Origin of the sequence: Paenibacillus sp. TCA20 (assembly GCF_000732325.1) — a bacterium.
Lineage (GTDB): Bacteria > Bacillota > Bacilli > Paenibacillales > Paenibacillaceae > Paenibacillus > Paenibacillus urinalis.
Genome location: NZ_BBIW01000002.1, coordinates 153,840 through 171,541 on the forward strand (window position 1 = coordinate 153,840; position 17,702 = coordinate 171,541).

Annotated in this window: 16 protein-coding genes and 1 pseudogene; 6 read left to right on the top strand and 11 right to left on the bottom strand. The window is 44.8% G+C overall.

Annotated elements, in window-relative coordinates:
- Positions 1-122: 122 nt before the first annotated feature.
- Entirely contained in the window at positions 123-881 is a 759-nt protein-coding gene (locus tag TCA2_RS04470; protein ID WP_047910377.1) for an SDR family oxidoreductase, read from the bottom strand.
- Positions 882-1,201: 320 nt separating this feature from the next.
- On the opposite strand from TCA2_RS04470, the gene TCA2_RS04475 reads away from it, so the two are divergent.
- Positions 1,202-1,663 carry a TetR-like C-terminal domain-containing protein gene (locus TCA2_RS04475; protein ID WP_238546285.1) on the top strand — a complete coding sequence of 154 codons (462 nt, stop codon included), beginning with the start codon at positions 1,202-1,204 and terminating at the stop codon, positions 1,661-1,663.
- 145 nt (positions 1,664-1,808) lie between these two features.
- Positions 1,809-1,979, top strand: a complete 171-nt coding sequence (locus tag TCA2_RS27095) for a hypothetical protein (protein WP_193745988.1) — start codon at positions 1,809-1,811, stop codon at positions 1,977-1,979.
- Positions 1,980-2,110: 131 nt separating this feature from the next.
- Here TCA2_RS27095 and TCA2_RS04480 read toward each other — a convergent pair whose 3' ends face one another.
- Positions 2,111-4,816, bottom strand: coding sequence for an alpha-L-rhamnosidase (locus TCA2_RS04480; protein WP_047910378.1), 2,706 nt, complete (start codon positions 4,814-4,816; stop codon positions 2,111-2,113).
- 165 nt (positions 4,817-4,981) lie between these two features.
- Here TCA2_RS04480 and TCA2_RS04485 point away from each other — a divergent pair, with 165 nt between their 5' ends.
- Positions 4,982-5,839, top strand: coding sequence for an AraC family transcriptional regulator (locus tag TCA2_RS04485; protein WP_047910379.1), 858 nt, complete (start codon positions 4,982-4,984; stop codon positions 5,837-5,839).
- Between the two features lie 131 nt (positions 5,840-5,970).
- Here the strand turns inward: TCA2_RS04485 and TCA2_RS04490 are convergent, their stop codons facing one another.
- The 5 genes and pseudogenes from TCA2_RS04490 to TCA2_RS04510 all read right to left on the bottom strand — a co-directional run bounded on the left by TCA2_RS04490 (position 5,971) and on the right by TCA2_RS04510 (position 11,535).
- Positions 5,971-6,720 (bottom strand): glycerophosphodiester phosphodiesterase, encoded by a 750-nt coding sequence (locus TCA2_RS04490; RefSeq protein ID WP_047910380.1) that lies wholly within the window; start codon positions 6,718-6,720, stop codon positions 5,971-5,973.
- Between the two features lie 142 nt (positions 6,721-6,862).
- On the bottom strand, positions 6,863-7,714 hold the full coding sequence (locus TCA2_RS04495; RefSeq protein ID WP_047910381.1) for an amidohydrolase: 852 nt from the start codon (positions 7,712-7,714) through the stop codon (positions 6,863-6,865).
- 117 nt (positions 7,715-7,831) lie between these two features.
- Positions 7,832-8,017 (bottom strand): annotated as a pseudogene (locus TCA2_RS04500) (rhamnulose-1-phosphate aldolase); the annotation flags it as partial.
- 185 nt (positions 8,018-8,202) lie between these two features.
- Positions 8,203-9,174, bottom strand: coding sequence for a glycoside hydrolase family 43 protein (locus tag TCA2_RS04505; RefSeq protein ID WP_047910383.1), 972 nt, complete (start codon positions 9,172-9,174; stop codon positions 8,203-8,205).
- Between the two features lie 69 nt (positions 9,175-9,243).
- Positions 9,244-11,535, bottom strand: a complete 2,292-nt coding sequence (locus TCA2_RS04510; RefSeq protein WP_047910384.1) for a beta-L-arabinofuranosidase domain-containing protein — start codon at positions 11,533-11,535, stop codon at positions 9,244-9,246.
- A gap of 261 nt (positions 11,536-11,796) precedes the next feature.
- Here TCA2_RS04510 and TCA2_RS04515 point away from each other — a divergent pair, with 261 nt between their 5' ends.
- On the top strand, positions 11,797-12,645 hold the full coding sequence (locus tag TCA2_RS04515) for an AraC family transcriptional regulator (protein ID WP_047910385.1): 849 nt from the start codon (positions 11,797-11,799) through the stop codon (positions 12,643-12,645).
- On the opposite strand, the gene TCA2_RS04520 is transcribed toward TCA2_RS04515, so the two are convergent.
- On the bottom strand, positions 12,636-13,172 hold the full coding sequence (locus tag TCA2_RS04520) for a DinB family protein (RefSeq protein WP_047910386.1): 537 nt from the start codon (positions 13,170-13,172) through the stop codon (positions 12,636-12,638). The two genes, TCA2_RS04515 and TCA2_RS04520, sit on opposite strands and share 10 nt — an antisense overlap.
- Before the next feature lie 30 nt (positions 13,173-13,202).
- Here TCA2_RS04520 and TCA2_RS04525 point away from each other — a divergent pair, with 30 nt between their 5' ends.
- Positions 13,203-13,631, top strand: a complete 429-nt coding sequence (locus tag TCA2_RS04525) for a hypothetical protein (RefSeq protein ID WP_047910387.1) — start codon at positions 13,203-13,205, stop codon at positions 13,629-13,631.
- Positions 13,632-13,649: 18 nt separating this feature from the next.
- Positions 13,650-13,829: a hypothetical protein gene (locus tag TCA2_RS04530; RefSeq protein ID WP_047910388.1), complete on the top strand. Its 180-nt coding sequence runs from the start codon at positions 13,650-13,652 to the stop codon at positions 13,827-13,829.
- A 474-nt stretch (positions 13,830-14,303) separates the two neighbouring features.
- On the opposite strand, the gene rbsB is transcribed toward TCA2_RS04530, so the two are convergent.
- The 3 genes from rbsB to TCA2_RS04550 are packed head-to-tail and all read right to left on the bottom strand — an operon-like array spanning position 14,304 to position 17,692.
- Complete coding sequence (rbsB, locus tag TCA2_RS04540; protein WP_047910713.1) at positions 14,304-15,221, bottom strand: ribose ABC transporter substrate-binding protein RbsB; 918 nt, start codon at positions 15,219-15,221, stop codon at positions 14,304-14,306.
- Positions 15,222-15,237: 16 nt separating this feature from the next.
- Entirely contained in the window at positions 15,238-16,206 is a 969-nt protein-coding gene (rbsC, locus tag TCA2_RS04545) for a ribose ABC transporter permease (RefSeq protein WP_047910390.1), read from the bottom strand.
- Position 16,207: 1 nt separating this feature from the next.
- A complete protein-coding gene (locus TCA2_RS04550; protein ID WP_047910391.1) occupies positions 16,208-17,692 on the bottom strand; it encodes a sugar ABC transporter ATP-binding protein in 1,485 nt (494 codons plus the stop codon).
- Positions 17,693-17,702: the final 10 nt, after the last annotated feature.

The window sequence follows — 17,702 nt, forward strand, 5'->3', positions numbered from 1 at the left end:
GCTTGTATTCCAATCTATTTATTGTTAAATTGATGCATTTGATATAATACCTTCACCCATAATTAAAAAAAAGCCCGCTGTCAAACAGCGGGCCTTATCTATTCTATTTAAACACAACAATCTTAGTATGCCATCCATCCGGCATCTGCGCTAATTACCGTGCCGTTCACGAAGCTGGCTTCGTCGGATGCGAGGAACAAGGCAACCTGAGCAATCTCAGCTGGTTTACCGATACGTGGATTGATAGCCAGTCCTGCTTGGGAGCGGCCCATGCCATACTGACTCACTCCAGTCATGGATGCGCTGATGTTAGTCTCTACTCCACCTGGAGCAATAGCCACACATCTGATTCCTTCTTTAGCGTACATGAAGCCTGTATTTTTGGTGAAGCCAACAACAGCATGCTTGGATGCTGTATAAGAAGCACCTGCACGAGCACCTTGAAGTCCACCAGCGGATGCAATGTTGATAATAACGCCGCTTTGCTTCTCCATGAAGATCGGAAGCACTTTACGTGTAGCACGCATTACGCTCGTCGTATTGATAGCGAAAATACGCTCCCATTTCTCATCTTCAACCTCACCAGCCGGTTCAAAGTTGTCCATAATTCCGGCATTGTTCACTAGAACATCCACCGTACCGTATTTCTCCACTGTTGTATCAATCAGCGTATTAATATCTTCCAGAGAAGCGACGTTGGTCTTAATTGCAAAAGCCTCTCCGCCCGCTGCTTTAATCGTTTCAACCGTTGCGTTTGCACCTTCTAGATTTAGATCGGACACGACAACCTTTGCCCCTTCTTGAGCATATAGGATCGCTGTTTCTTTACCCATACCGGAAGCAGCACCTGTAATAATAGCTACTTTGTTTTGAAGTCTCATTTTGTATAACCTCCTATATTATCGTATGCGTTTACATTGATAAAATAACGAACAATTGTTCATTAACTGTTCACTTTTATATTATAATGAATGTGCAAACAATTATTCAATCAGCAAAAAAGCAGCGATTTGTATGCTAACATACAATTACACAGTTAAATGTCTATTAACACATTTTCTATCTCAATAGGAGGTCTTCGAGAATGACGGATACGCATGATTCCATCGATCGTAGGATCGTTAAATCGAAGCAGGCACTGAAGGATGCACTCATCCAACTGATGTAAAAAAAAGAATTCAAAGAGATATCGATCACTGACTTGGTTCAGGTAGCTAATCTTAACCGCGGCACCTTCTACAAGCATTATCAGTATAAAGAAGATATATTAGAGGAAGTCTTAGATGATGTGATTTCCGATCTGATTGAATCCTATCGTGATCCTTATATGCATGTCGAGGTGCTGGATATCAGCAAATTGACCTCTGCTGCTGTAAAGGTATTTGATCATGTATATAAATTCGCTGATTTCTATATTCTGATCGTTAAATCAGACAAGTTATCCGGTTTCCAGAATCGTATCTGCAACGTACTGAAGGATCTGTCTCTCGAGAGCATATCAGAGCACGGACCACATACGAAGATCAATCCTGACATCCAAGCCAGCTACATTGCTTATGCTATCTTCGGCATTATTATTGAATGGATTAATGGCGGCCTTACCTTTAGCCCAGAATATATGTCTGAACAGCTGCTTGAGATTGTAAGTCAGAATAAAGAATGAATAAGAAGGTTATGTGAATTCCCATTGAAAATGGTGTCCAGCTGTCATTCCCTGAATGTTTCATTGATCCGAAACAGAGGTAATGACGTACATATTTACGCTGACCAGCGTGCATACTAAGTCAAGAATGGAAAGGGTGATTCTAGTGACTCACGATAAAACCGATCGCGGAGCTGGCGTGGAACCGATTCCTGAATCAGACAAGAACCATAAGCCTTTTGACGTACTTGATCAATCCGGTTCTATAACGAAAGCCAACTTGACCGAAGATATACTGGAGGCGCCGGATGAGGAACAGAAAACAAAAAAGCGATAAGCAGGAAGCGCGGGGTATTTGGCTCTCATCCGCATATCGTCGCAGCTATTCCGCGCTTCATCATTCTCATAAGACGTATAAGCCTACTGACGAATAGTAGGCTTATACGTTCTTTCGTAATATTCAGTAAATCATGAATATTTATAGCTGAACACATACTCGCCTGAGCCTGCTTTAAGCTCTACCGCTTCAGCTGTACTGGATATTTCTATTATTCCTTTCACATCCTCTACGGGATGACCGCTTTCCAATAAATGAGCGAGATCCGCTCCCTCCAGAATAATCTTAGCTTCTGCATTTACTGGAATCTGAATTCGTACCGTTCTAAGTCCCTTATCTTCTTGCCATGACGATTCAATCCGTCCGTAAGGGGAATCCAGCTTAGCCGAAGCATGCTTAAGCTGTCCAGCTGCAAATCTTGGATGTATGCGTATCTTTTTATAAGCAATATCCGAATCCTCCATATCAAGACCTGCAAGATACCGATACATCCAGTCGCCAATTGCACCATAGGCATAATGGTTATAGGAGTTCATATCATCACTCCAGAAAGAGCCATCAGGCTTGATGCCATCCCAATGCTCCCATATCGTTGTGGCCCCTTGCGTAACCGAATACAGCCATGATGGATAACTATCCTGCAGCAGTAATTTAACGGCGGTCTCATGATAGCCATTTTCAGACAAGACGATGCACAAATAAGGCGTACCTACAAAACCGGTCGTTAAATGATAGCCGTTCTGCACAACCATACGGTTAAGTTCACTTGCTGTTCTTCTTCTGGTGTCTCCATCAACGAGGCCAAACATTAGTGCAAGTACATGAGCAGTCTGCATAGGAGCAGCCAGACGACCGGCAGGGGTGACAAATTCATTCAGATAAGCTCTTCGCACCTGATACAGCAAATCACTGTATTCCTTTACGTCTTCGGATCTGCCCAGAACGACAGCCGCATTTCTTACGAGATCAACAGAATACGCATAGAACGATGTAGCAATCAGATCGAGTGGTGTCGCCCCCACATAGCTGTTCTCCTTCGCATCTAGAGCAAGCCAGTCTCCGAAATGATGACCTGTATTCCATAAATATTCGTATTCACCTTCACCTCGAATATAGTTCACCCAGGCTTTCATACTGTCATACTGCTCGGACAAGAGCCTGATGTCTCCGTAGCATTGGTACTGTGTCCAAGGACAGATGACCGCCGCATCGCCCCAAGCTGCCGAAGTATCTTTATTCCATTTCAAAATGTTCGGAATCGTGAAGGGTACACTTCCATCTTCTCTCTGATCAGCCGCCAGATCCCGCAGCCATTTGGCGAAGAAGGGCGCCACCTGATAATTAAATGCGGCTGTACGTATAAATACCTGAGCATCGCCCGTCCACCCGAGACGTTCATCCCGCTGCGGACAATCGGTTGGAATATCTACAAAGTTGCCGCGTTGTCCCCAAACGATGTTTTGCTGAAGCCGATTCACCCGTTCGTCTGAGCAATCGAATTGTCCTGTCTGAACCATATCAGAATGCATGACTTCCCCTGTGAAGCCCTTTAGGAGTACCGAATCATCAAGCTCCTCAAGCCCTACAATACGAACATACCTGAATCCCATGAAGGTAAATGCCGGTGCATAGTTGTCTTCACCATTCCCCCGCGCTGTATATACGACTAACTGCTTCGCACTTCGCAGATTGCCGGTGTAAAGATTCCCTTCCCGATCCAGTACTTCCGCATGATCTAGCGTAATCTTCGTCCCTGCATCCAGATTCATGTTCATCCGGATACGTCCAACCATGTTCTGCCCCATATCGAGCACCGTTTCACCACGAGGAGTATGCAGTACCGACACCGGATGAATCGTTTCCGTTACCTTCACTGGCCAGTTCTCTTGTGCGATCAGCGGATGATACGGCAAATCCGATCGCGAGACGTCCTCCCAGCCGCTGTCATCATAATCGTATTTACTCCATCCTGCCTGCTCAAATCTCGCATCATAGATTTCACCATCATAGATACTGGTGTAACGAATAGGTCCTTCTGATGATTTCCATGTCGTATCTGTTACTACAACCTCTTCACTGCCATCTGCATATTCCACATGCAGCTCCAGCAGCACGGCACGATGCTCTCCATAAGCGCTGCGATATCCCTTCTCCCAGGAGATGCGCCCTGAATACCAGCCATCTGCTGCTTGAATGCCGATACCATTACCGCCTGCTTGCAGATAACGAGTTACATCGTACGTTTGGTATTGATGCCGGTAATGATAGCTGGTCCATCCTGGGGCAAGCAGTTCCTCGCCGACGCGTTCCCCATTTAAATGCAAGTCGTACAAGCCTGCTGCCGTAGCATACACTCGGGCAGATACGATATTGTCCTTCAGCTGGAACGTTGTTCGGAGCAGTGAAACAGGTGGAGAATCAGGCCATTCCTGAGCCTGCTGCACAGCGGGCAGCTGCTTCGGCATAATCCATTTTGCCTGCCATTCACCAGAGTCAAGAAATGCGGTCTCCCACCATCCTGTACTGCTCCACTCGGAACAATTGCCCTGCTGATCCCACACTTTAACTCGGTAATAGTAGCGTGTTCTGGACTGTAGAGCGGGACCGGTATATTCAATATGAATGGATTGATCTGATTCAATCCTTCCGGTATCCCATAGATACAGGCTGAAGTCAGGCAGATCTGAGACAACAAGCTGATACGCCTGCTGCTTGATTCCTCTTTCCTTCGAATTCAATTTCCATCCAAATCGGGGGACGAACTGATCGCTCCCGAGTAATTCCTCACGATATTCACAGGTGACTTGGCTCACTGAAAGTGCTGCTTGTGGATTCATCAACCTCTCCTGCCTTCCTTTGTCGAATGTCGAATATCTTCCCTTGTGTTTTTCCCTCTTTCATTTTACGATGAATGATAGCGCTTTATATGGTGTAATCAGAAAAAACATACAGACTAATCAGACATTATTTAAGAAGAGACAATACATGAGGAGGCAGGCGATATGATCAGTGCCAAACGGAGAATCGATATGATCAGAGGCGAATCCTTTTTTTCACAGGGTTTACCGTTATATCTCAATCGCAGTGTGGAATCATATGAGCTATCCGAGCATCAGCATGACTTCTTTGAGATCAGCTATGTTGCTGAAGGCAGCGGCACACATATCCTGAGCAGTACGAGCCTGCCGGTTAAGCAAGGGGATCTCTTTTTACTGCCCCAAGGTACGTCTCATGTCTTCAGACCTCACGGCATAACCAGCGGACAGCCGCTTATTGTCTACAATTGTATATTAGCACTTGAAGAATTTAGACAGTCCGTGGCTCCCATTCCTGGCAGCGATGTGCTGAACACCCTGCTGACAATGCATGAATATCGCCAATACAGTGATAAATATGGAAAACTACTTACTATATTCCAGAAATTACACCAAGAGTACCAAGCTCAGAAGATTGGAAGAGAGCTCGCATTGTATAGTGGTATCTTACAGCTGCTCCTGCTCATTAACCGAATGGAAACGGCAGAGGATCCTAGAGAAAGTGAGAATTCCATTCATCTGGAAGCGGTACTAAGTGAGCTGCATGAAAGATATGGCTATCGAATCACCGTACAGGAGATGGCGCATAAAATGGGGCTCAGTGAGCGGCAATTCCATCGAGTTTTTAAACGCCATATGGGGATGAACATGACCGATTATCTGCAAAATGTAAGAATCCATGCGGCAGGACGTCTGCTTCGTACGACCTCGCAAAAAGTCAGTAACATCGCATCCGCTGTAGGGTATCAGGATGTGTCCTATTTCAATGCTCTATTCAAACAGAAGACAGGCTGCACGCCAATTGAGTATCGACGGATGATTTGAATTTCTAGTTGAATCCGCAAAAAAACAGTGCCCGTATAGACAAGAGTCATGTCTGCATCCGAGCACTGTTTTATCGTATCTATATGGGCCAGCAACAAGTACAGGTCTGATTCATTATGCTTCTAAGCTGACTACTTCAGACTCGCTTGAAGCTCAGCCAACACTTGCTGTAATTTCTCCGGGTAATCTGTAATGATTCCACTTACTCGAAGCTCTACCATACGTTTCATATCCTCTGTTTCATTTACCGTCCACGGATATACCTCAAGTCCTTTATCCAGAGCCACGGCTAACTGGTTGTCTGTGAGCTGCTTATAGTAAGGATGAAGGGAATACGTATTCACTCCTACTGCATCTGGCAGCAATTCAGGATGCTGAAAATCCTGATGGTACAGAAGTCCGAGCTTAATCGTAGCATCGAGAGCTTGAAGCTTCTGTAATGCTCCAAAGTGGAAGGAAGAAACGACAACCTGTTCTGTCCGGTCATATTCTCGCAGGAGGTTTACCAGCTTCTGTTCGATTCCTGCTTCCAGTCCACCTTTAATTTCTACGTTAATCATCAGATCCTTAGGTGCTAATTCGAAAACTTCCCTCAGCGTAGGGATCTTCTGCCCTTGATACTGCGCATCGTACCAGCTCCCGGCATCATAGCTTCTCAGTTCATCCAGGGTCATATCCTGAACCGCTCCCGTACCATCTGTTGTACGGTCAATCGTGTAATCATGAATGACCATGATCTCCTCATCCTTGGAGAGATGAATGTCCAGTTCAAATGCATGACAGCCTTGCGTAAGAGCAAGCTCGAAAGAAGCCAGTGTATTTTCGGGTGCTACTCCCGCTGCTCCCCTGTGTGCGATTATGATAGGCATCGTCGAATTCATTGGTCACACTCCCTGATCGTCATTGGATTTATTGCTTCGCTTACGACCTGTACGGACATGTCGTTCATGTTAAGTATATGAAGTTCAGGAGATGAGTTCTACCTTTTTGTGTTAAAAGATGCAAACAGCTTCGGACCAGGCTTTACATTTCATCAATGTTATAGAATCGTGCACAATTCCCTCCCAGAATACGGGCTTGGATCTCAGATGGAAGCGGATGAATATAAGCAGTAACTACACCCATCACTGCTCTGTAATCCCGGCTCACCGTGCAAACAGGCCAATCAGAGCCAATCATCAATCGTTCCGGACCAAAGGCTTCAAAGACGGTATCCAAATAAGGGACAAAATCCTCCGCCCTCCAATGTGCCCAGTCTGCTTCGGTTACCATTCCAGACAGTTTACAATACACATTAGGTGACTTGGCGAGCTCCTGTATACCACTTCTCCATGAGTCCAGTTGCCCCTTCCCCTCCATAATCCTAGGTTTGGCTAAATGATCCAAGACAAACTTCTGCTCCGGGAACATTTGTGTTAAGGCTGCCGCATTCGGAAGATGCCGCTCATGTATAAGCAGATCATACGTTAATCCATACTTGCTCAAGAGACGGAGTCCGCGAAGAAAATCATCCCGCAGCATAAAGTGATCATCAGGCTCATCCTGAATTAGATGTCTGATTCCCTTCAGCTTAGGATGAGCACTGAATCTCTCCAATTGCGCTGACACCGCCGGTGAACATAGATCGACCCAGCCGACCACACCGTAAATAAATTCAAATTCATCCGCAAGCGAGAGGAGCCATTCAGTTTCGTGGAGTGATGGTCTAGCTTGAACGGCGATCGAACCATCAAATGACAAGGAATCCAGAAGAGGCTTTAGGTCTGCTGGCATAAAGGGCCTTTTTAAAGCTTCATGACGATCATCAATCCAAGGATAATCACCGGATGCATAATCAATAAAATGCTGATGGGCATCGATACGAACTGTGCTCATTACATCCCTGCTTTCTATGAATCTATTCTTTCATCTCCTTCTCATTTCTTTCGATTTCTTGATCTAGAATCCCTTTACGCGGATTGACTTTAAATGCTTTGGCAAGCGCAGCTAAAGAACCATCCAGGGAATGATGCCTACTCCTTCTGGAAACACAACGATGCATTCTGTACACATTTCCCATAAGGACTGCGTGAAGTGACGATCCTCCAATTCATGAATAAATGTCATCGCAATGACATGCGCCGGATGTGTATGAATTATGGTGCGATGCGTTGGATCTATTTTCAAAAATTCAAGATACAGCTTTAAATCCTGCATATCAGTACGAAACAACACAAACAAATAATATATTCCTGTTACAAAAAAATAAACGTAAGACAGACTCTAGTAACCATGCAGTCCGTCTTACGTTATCTATCATTTAAACCAGCTGTATTTTTTCAATCACGAATGATCTGATCATTCAACTTCTACTTCAACTTCAACTATCGTATTTCCGCTTCTTGCTTCGTCAGACGATCCTGTGCAAAATTCCAATTCTTAATGCGCTCATACTCCTCCAAGGTAATCGGCAGCACGGTTCCGTGCTTGAAACCATATGGGAAGCTGAAGCTCTCGTCAGAACGAATAAACCTTCCACTGTCGATATCATCTGCCAAAAATGGTACATAGCCCTGTCCTTCACCTTCCACACCGAAAAAGTCGAGCAGCAGACACCACCTGCCATCCTTGACCTTAAATGCCGTTGGCGCTTCATAAGCATGATGTCCCAGCTTCGCCATCTCTTCATCAAACGCTTCAATCCGGGTATGCTCACCAGTAAGAGTATTGCCCTTTTGGAGAATGATCCCCTCTGGATCCTTCTCGCTTTTTAGAAAACGATAGAAGATTCCGTTCTCCTCATAAATGGCCGAGTCAATAATTCCACTCCCGTCTTTGCGGCACAGCATCTGCGGCTTCGAGAAATGAACGAAATCCTTCGTGCGGGAGTAATAGATCGCCTTATGTCCATAATTGTTGGAGGCATGAGCAGAAGACCAGTGCAGAACATAGTCCTCATTCTTGCTGTCATAAATGACATCGGGTGCCCACAGACAGCCAAAGTCCTCATCTCCAAGCTCAATCATTCTCTGCTCAGACCAATTCACCAGATCCTCCGACTCCCACAAAGACAAGCACTTGCTTCCTTCTCTTGAAATACGGGACCAGCTGCTCTTATACTTCGTATTGAATCCATTTGCCAAACTCAAATCCGTTGCAATAATGAAGAACTTTCCTTCTTTCGTCCGGACGATGGTATGGTCTCTAACTCCTCGATCACCCTGTTTACTCCACAGCACAGGATTTCCATCATTGACTTGCTCCCAGTTCAGACCATCCGTACTCAGACCAAAATAAACCTGTTCACCGTCCGGTGTTTTCTTCTCTTTGAAATGCACAAATAGATAAGCGTCCATTACTAAATTCCTCCTTCTGAGATTTAAGGGAATGATCTAGTGTTATTTTTAAACCAAGGTGACTCATGCTTAAATGTTAAGCGGCCGCATCGTTCGCAGCACACCATAAATTCCATTCAAATCTGCTTCTGGCATGAACTTAACGACAATTTGACTGCTCTGATGGATTAAGGCTTGCGGAATCGGATACTCCTTGGTTACAAATTCTCTTCTACGTTCATACCCGGTCTCCTCTCGCGCGAGAAGCTGATCATTCACATAAATGTTCATGGCACGATTATGATTGATGAGGAAGTACGTCACCTGAAGCACATTCTCATCATCTGGATCGACAGCCAGCGTATAGCTGAACCAGCCTTCCTCATTGGCAAGCCTGCCATTCTGGCCATCCCAAGCTCCGCTGAATGTATTCTCTCCTTTGATCCCATGCTGGAGCTCATACTGATCATTGCCTACCTGAATACTGTCAATCGTTGCTTGCTTCGTGAGGGCCTCAAGCCTGCCAAGCTCCAAATGACGCTCCAACTCCTTCGAGTTGGATTCAACTATGTTCCAGTAGATACCGTATCTTTCTGTATGCTGCTTATAGTGCGGTGTAAAAATCAACCGGTCATCCTCATCGGTATTCCTTAATCGAAATTCCATTCGATCCTCTTCTTTGACCATATGCTCTTCTATGGACAGAATCCATTCTTTAGGACTCATTCCGTTTGGAATGATAAAGTCCTTCACTAGCATTCGCTTTGTTGGCACTTGTACCATGATGCCTGTGCTGGACAGTGACATATCTTCATTCCCTAGAGCTGCGCTGAGTACAATTGGACCATACTGGAAGCCAACCGCCGCGGGATTGTCAGGGAGCCTGCAGGCAAGCACCTTCATCGGCAGAACGATATGCAACACATCACCGTTGTGCCAGGTGCGGTCTACCTCCAGATATTCATTTTTGATCTCAGGTTCAAACCGCTTGCCATTTAATAGAACTGTTATTTCACCCTTAACCCAATAAGGCACTCTAATATAGAGCTTCATCGCCTTGTCTCGGCCATCTGCCGTTTCCATCGTAAACTGGACATCATCACGATCCGGTATACAGGCGGTTTGCGTAATTGTTATATCCTCCTGTGCAAAATCCAGCCTGGAGCTAATAAATTGATTCACGTACAGCTCGTTGTCATTGTAAAAATATATGCTGTCATTCAGCTTCGTAAAGCTCTCCATTCCCGTACCTGTACAGCACCAGAAGTGCTCAAATGGAGAGCTATATATTTTGAAATAACCAGTAGCCATTGGCTGGAAATACATGGTCATTCCCGTTTCGGGATTTTGCGAGGATAGAATTGCATTCATGTAGCTCGTTTCATAATAATCGGCATACTTCTTGTCCCGGGTTAGTTTGAACAGCTCACGAGTCAGCTTCAGCATGTTATAGCTGTTACAAGTCTCGCAGGTGATATCGGACCGCCTTGCATCCAGAACATCCGGATCTCCAAAATGCTCGGATTCACTGTTGCCTCCTGTCATATACGTGTGATGATAAACAACAATATCCCAGAATTTCTTGGCTGCCTCCAAATAAAATTTCTCACTGTCACCAAGTGTTAGATAACGGTTAAGCGCTCCCAGAAATTTAGGAATCGTTGTGTTCGCATGCTTGCCTTTTAATATATCTGCACCCTGAGCAATTGCTTTGAACAAGGGAATCTCATCGAATTTGTGAGCTGCTTCCAAGTGCTTCGGATCGGATGATATCTTATATAGATCATACATGCAGTCATTCATACCACCGTATTCTACAGACAGCACGATTGTTTGCAGCTCTTGAGACCAGCGGGATGTGCGTAAGGCAACCCAGTCTCCTAATTTACAGACCAGGCTCTTGGCATCAGCCACATTCGCTCTCTGGTAAACAGCGATGAGTCCGGCGATCAGTTTATGTATGGTGTACCAGGGAACCCAGGCGGGTTGTCTCTTCTCCACATTATCGATCAAGCTCTCGGGAAATGCCGACAAATAACCGCTTTCAAACTGACATTCGGTAAGCTCGGTTATGATATAGTCCAATTTGTTAAGCAGATCCGGATCTCTCGTCTGCTCATAAGCTTGAGCACATGCAGTCATGAAATGCCCGAGCGTATGTCCCCGAATCTCGGTATCCTCCCATCCAGGATATTTCTCTGCCTTAGGAGGAAGGCCTCGGTTCTCCCGAAATCCAGCGAGCAGACGATCCAGGTCATAGCTATGTAAATAGTGGAGCTCTTTCTCAAATGCGTTAATATGAAACTCTCCAGTCAAGTGTACCTGGTTGATAGCAAAATCCTGCAGTACATTACTTTTTACTGCTTCTTCCTTTGCAGACATCTTTCTTCCACCTTCCGAAACTCTTCTATACAGTTTAGGCTTGCTATTTCAGAATAACGATTTCATATCTAGGAGTGAAGTGGAGAAACGTTCGAATTCGTGTAAAAAAGTCAGATGATTGATTATTGAGATATACGAACATAGAATTTAAAAATCATAGATGAGAGCAACCAGTGGTGCCTTTTCATCCCTATCCATTATAATAAGATACAGCAAGCTGAAGGTGTGAAAAAGACAGATACATACGGAGGATATACATCGATGGATGGATACACATTTAATATAGAGAAGCCCCTGCTATTACAAATGACAGGAAAGTTCGCATCACCTGCTCCGGACTGGGTACATATGAACAGAATTCTGATGGATTACGAGCTGTTCGTACAGACCAAGGGCAGACTGTATATCGCAGATGATCGAGAAGAGCATGTACTTGAAGAAGGAGATTTTCTGCTGATGCCTCCTAGAACGAAGCAATTCGGTTATAAGGAGTCCGATTGCAGCTTTTATTGGCTTCATTTTACATCTGAAGAACCATCCTGTATGATTCCTATCCGTGATTATCAGCCTGTTCAGCACCATATCTTCATTCCGCATAAAGGCCGCCTTCGAGGCATGGACAAGATTGTCATCATGATGAAACAGCTGCAGGACTCCCTGCGCAGTTATCAGGATTCGACACTCGGTAATTACATGGCGACTACCATTCTGTGCGAGCTGTATCATCAGTCCTATGCTGCTGACAATGTATCCGGCAAGAAGCTGAAGCAGCTTCAGCTCTATAATGATATTGTGGATTATATCAACTGGAATCGGTTTGAAGCAGTCAAGGTATCGGAAATTGCTGATTATTTCGGATATAATTCGAAGTATCTGTCGCACTTGTTCGCATCGGTTTCAGGCGTCACCCTTAAACAGTATATTGTACAGCAGAAGATGGAAGCGGCTGCTTTTCTCTTGACAGACACTAATCAAACCGTCCAGGAGATTGCCATGCAGCTCGGATACCATGACAGCCAGCATTTTATGAAGTCCTTCAAACAGATCACACATCTCACCCCAACGGACTTCCGAAACGCCGCTGCTAATAGACTGCTGTATTACAAGTGATTCACTTGGACCTTGTTTCGATACCATTTTCGAAGCTGGTTAATATGAGCCTGATGATAACGGTTATGGTCTGCCATGTGCCATATCCCCCAGCGAATCGTTGCTTCCTTCTCATTCTCATGTCCGAACCTGACGACTTGTTCCAGATCTTCATCTGTCAGCTTTCTGCATGTATCTCTTAACATTACTAATACTTCTGTATAATCTGACATAAATGTGTCTATTGAAACTCCAGTAATCCTGGGAAGTCTGCCATCTTGATCAATCATGGGGCCATATTTATCCCTATAAGTTGAAGGCAAGGGTTGTCCATTAATTCTATACACCCAGTTCAAATCGACATATATAAGATGTTTAATCAGCTGGGCAGCGCTATTATGGCGATCGTCAGGCCCTCTATAATCCAGCTCAACTTGCGTCATACCCTGTGTAATCTGCCGAAGGCGCTCGCAATTTTGTTCCACAGCCGAATACAACATAGCTACGATTGAAGACATTTCAGAGTCACTTTTTAGATCATATAACATTGAATGATTCCTCCTAGGAGATGATAAATAATGGATTATAGGACAGCACAGAAAAATGCTGCAGTCGTTAAACAAATCGTTGATGTATATAGGCTCTCTAGAAATGATGTAACATCTGACGAAATTTCAGATCTCGAGAAGCAAAATCTATGGGACAGCCAGCAGTCAGTGCTCGAACAAATATTAGATAATTGCTCCTTGATCGATTTAAAGGTTATCTATGCAATTGCATCCATTGGATATCATGAGAGAGGTGTGCGACACCGTTATTTAAACAACGGCAATGAATCCGTTGAAATTATAGAAATGGGAATTACAGAAAACGAAGAAGAACTGCTGAGCAAGCATAGCAAGTATATCGCTTTCCTCTCTGAGCAAGAATTGAGAGAACAATTGCTAGCTCGTATTGACATGTCTCAAGATTTGATAGAGGGCATGAAGATTATAAAATTAAGCTGAGGGCTAAGGAGGTTCCAGATGATCATTGCCATTCTCGATGAACATAATACTGCCGCCTACTATAACGTAATTGATGAAGTCGGGCGCAATTTACAAGCATTGCAATATGAATTTGATCGTTTTCTGAGCAGCCTGGAGGGGAATCATCCCTTCCGATCGTATACTGAGATTGTTCAGAGTAATGGGGAAGTCATATAATTCTATTGATTATGATTATTTGCTCGCTTTTTTCTGATTCCTTGGACAATCCAACCCAATCCAATACAGAATAAGACAATGCTGATGGGATCAATGGCCTGATTTGATATTAAATCTTTAATTACAACAAACATTTGACATACCAATATGATGCCAGCATATACAAAAATCATATTCGTTTTGTCCTTAAAAAATCTCCTGCCAATGAAATTAACAATAAGTATGATAGCAAGCGCATAAAAGATTATGATTCCCATGATCATTAGAGTCATCATTGAAACACTCACAATTAGCACCTCACTATAATAAATTCCGGATATTATATTTGGTAGATCCTTACAGTATTATTTTTTTCATAATAACACATTTATGCTTGTTTCAACGTTCCAACCAAAATAAAACACCTCCAAGTTCATCTCCGACCTCAGAAAGTCGTGAATGTTCTTGAAGGTGTTTTAATTTTAAGCAAATCTACTATTCTTTCGTCGTCAACTTCAGTGGTGCTGCAATCATTTCTTCTACTTCATTGCCTTGAAGCACATCCGCTGCGGCTTGGACAGCGAGTTCACCGATTAGTGCCGGCTGCTGTGCTACTGAAGCGGTCAGCCCCCCAGCATTAATGGACTTAATCGCGTCCTCATTACCATCAAAACCAACAACAATTACATCTCTGCCAGAGCTTTGAATGGCCTCAAGTGCTCCTAGCGCCATCTCATCATTGTGGGCAAATACGGCCTTCGCATCCGGATTACCTTGAAGCAGGTTCTCCATAACATTTAAGCCTTTGGTCCGATCAAAATCGGCTGGCTGCTTAGCCACGACATCAAGCTTCTCATCGGCAATATTGTGGAAGCCCTGACCACGTTCCCGTGTCGCGGACGCACCTGCCACCCCTTCCAGCTCAATGACTTTTGCTCCTTCGCCAAGCTGTTCTATGATGTACTGAGCTGCCATTTCTCCGCCCTTCACGTTATCTGACGCCACCAATGCTTCTACTTCACCTTGGTCTGCAGAACGGTCCAGCGTAATAACAGGAATACCGAGCGAATTAGCTGTTTGTACTACGTTTGAAATTGCCGCCGAATCCGTCGGGTTAATGAGCAGTGCATTAACGCCTTGCTGAATCAGATCATCTACGTCATTGGATTGCTTCGCGGAATCATCCTGTGCATCCACAATTACAACCTCGATACCTTGCTTCTCTGCTTCAGCAACAACGCCGTCTTTTAGGGCAACGAAGAATGGATTATTCAGTGTGGATATGGATAGTCCGATTTTTATTTCATCTGTGTTACCGTTGTTGTTCGGTTTAGCCCACTCTGGCGGCTGCATAGAACAGCCCGTCATAATGATCATGAGCACTGCGGTAAACAGTAAGGTTAATTTTTTCATCATGTCTCTACTCCTCTTATGCAGATTTCTTACGGTCAATCAGTACCGCAATAACGATCACGACACCCTTAACGACCATTTGATAGAATGATGATACGCCGAGCAGGTTCAAACCGTTGTTAAGAACTCCGATAATCAGTGCCCCGATTAAGGTCCCTACAATAAGGCCGCGGCCTCCTGTCAAGCTTGTACCCCCTAATACGACAGCAGCGATCGCATCAAGCTCATAAGATTCACCGGCTGTCGGCTGTGCAGAGTTAAGACGGGAAGTCAGAATAGCACCCGCTAGTGCTGCCATCATACCTGCAAGAGAATAAATCATAATTTTGACACGATCGACCTTGATACCTGATACTCTCGCCGCCTTCTCATTACCTCCGATGGCATACGTTTTGCGTCCAAACGAAGTTTTATGCAAAATGACCCACAGAATAGCAAATGTAATCATCATCGTAATGGCCGGCACCGGAATGCCGAGGAAATATCCACGTCCGAACAGCTGGAATGCCATACTGTCTCCAAGACCCGTAATCGGATTCCCGTTCGTGTAGACCAGGGTTAATCCCCGGAAGATCGTCATACTGGCAAGTGTTGCAATGAAAGGTGCCATCTTACCTTTGGTAATCATGAGTCCGTTCATCATCCCCATAATTCCGCCCAGCAGTACCCCGACAATGATGGCAAGAATCGGATCCAGACCGGACAGCATTAGGTTAGCGACAATGGCACTGGACAGTGCCAGAATCGAACCGACCGACAGATCAATACCGCCAGTCAGAATGACAAAGGTCATACCAAATGCAAGAAGTGCGTTAATCGATACCTGTCTTAGCAAATTCAATATGTTAAGCGGTTCCAAAAATCCCGGGTTCATAATCGTTACAATGACGATGAGCAAGATGAGTCCGAGCAGTGGTCCAAGCTTCCCTGCAAGCTGCGACAACTGAAGTCCTTTTTTATTACTTGTTTCCTTTACACTGGTCATGTTATTGCCCTCCTGTTGCTAGCGTCATAATTTTCTCTTGTGTGGCTTCATCGCGGCTGAGCTCTCCACTGATCTGTCCCTCATGGACAACGATAATCCGATCACTCATACCGAGCACCTCCGGCAGTTCTGAAGATACCATGATAATGGCAACACCGCGGTCTGTCAGCTCATTCATCAGCTGGTAGATTTCCCGCTTGGCACCTACGTCAACGCCTCGTGTCGGTTCATCAAGGATCAGCACACTTGGTCCTATACCTACCCATTTAGCAATAACAACCTTCTGCTGATTCCCACCTGATAGATTTCTCGCTGCCGTTTCTGACGATTCCGTCTTGATCAGAAGCCGTTTGATCAGTGTGTCCACAAAGTCCTTCTCTTTCTTACTGGAGATTAGACCTGCTTTGCCGCTGAAGCTGAACAGATTAGGGAGTGCCATATTTTCACGGATTGAAAAATCAAGCACCAGACCTTCATCCTTACGATCTTCCGTTATAAAGCCAATACCGTGCTTCACTGCATCATCGGGCTTGCGGATATTGACCTTCTTACCCCGTACCCACATCTCTCCACTATGAAGGGAATCAAGTCCGAACAGGGCACGCATGATTTCAGTTCTTCCTGCACCCATAAGTCCGGAGAAGCCCACAATTTCACCAGATCTGACGCTGAAGCTTACATTGTCAAAAGCATCCTTGCGCCCGATATTCTTGACTTCCAGCACGACCTCACCCGGCTTCGGATTTCTAGCAGGATAACGTTCTGTTAATTCTCGGCCAACCATCTTCCGAACGACTTCTTCAAAGCTTGTTTCTGGAATCGGCTTGGTATCCACCGTCTTCCCGTCACGCATTACCGTAATCCGATCGCAGATCGTAAAGATCTCCTCCATCCGGTGCGAGATATATACGATGGATACACCCTGCATGCGCAGCGAATTAATGACCGCAAACAGCTTCTCGATCTCACGTTCTGTCAGAGCGGCTGTCGGCTCATCCATTACGATTACTTTGGCATTCGTCATGAGCGCTTTGGCAATCTCAATCATTTGCTGCTGCCCTACCGAGCATTCTCCGGCTTCCTGATCCAGCGGAATGCTGACGGCCAGCTTCTCAAACTGTGATTTTGCCAACGCTTTCATTTGTTTCGTATTTAAAAACCCTGCTTTGCTGGTCAGTTCCTTGCCGATAAACAAATTCTCCAACACTGTCATATCCGGCCAAATGTTCAGCTCCTGATGGATAAAAGCGATACCGAACTGCTCTGCTTCTCTGGGATTAGAAAAATAGGTCTCTTTCCCGTCAATCAGAATCGTTCCCTCGTTCCGCGGATGCAGTCCGATTAGAATATTCATCAGTGTTGATTTGCCGGCTCCATTTTCGCCCATGAGTGCATGAACTTCACCTTCAACCAGATCAAAATCCACACCTGTCAGCACTTGATTCGTTCCAAATGCCTTATGAATTCCTTTCATTTGAATATGCATATTTGATTTC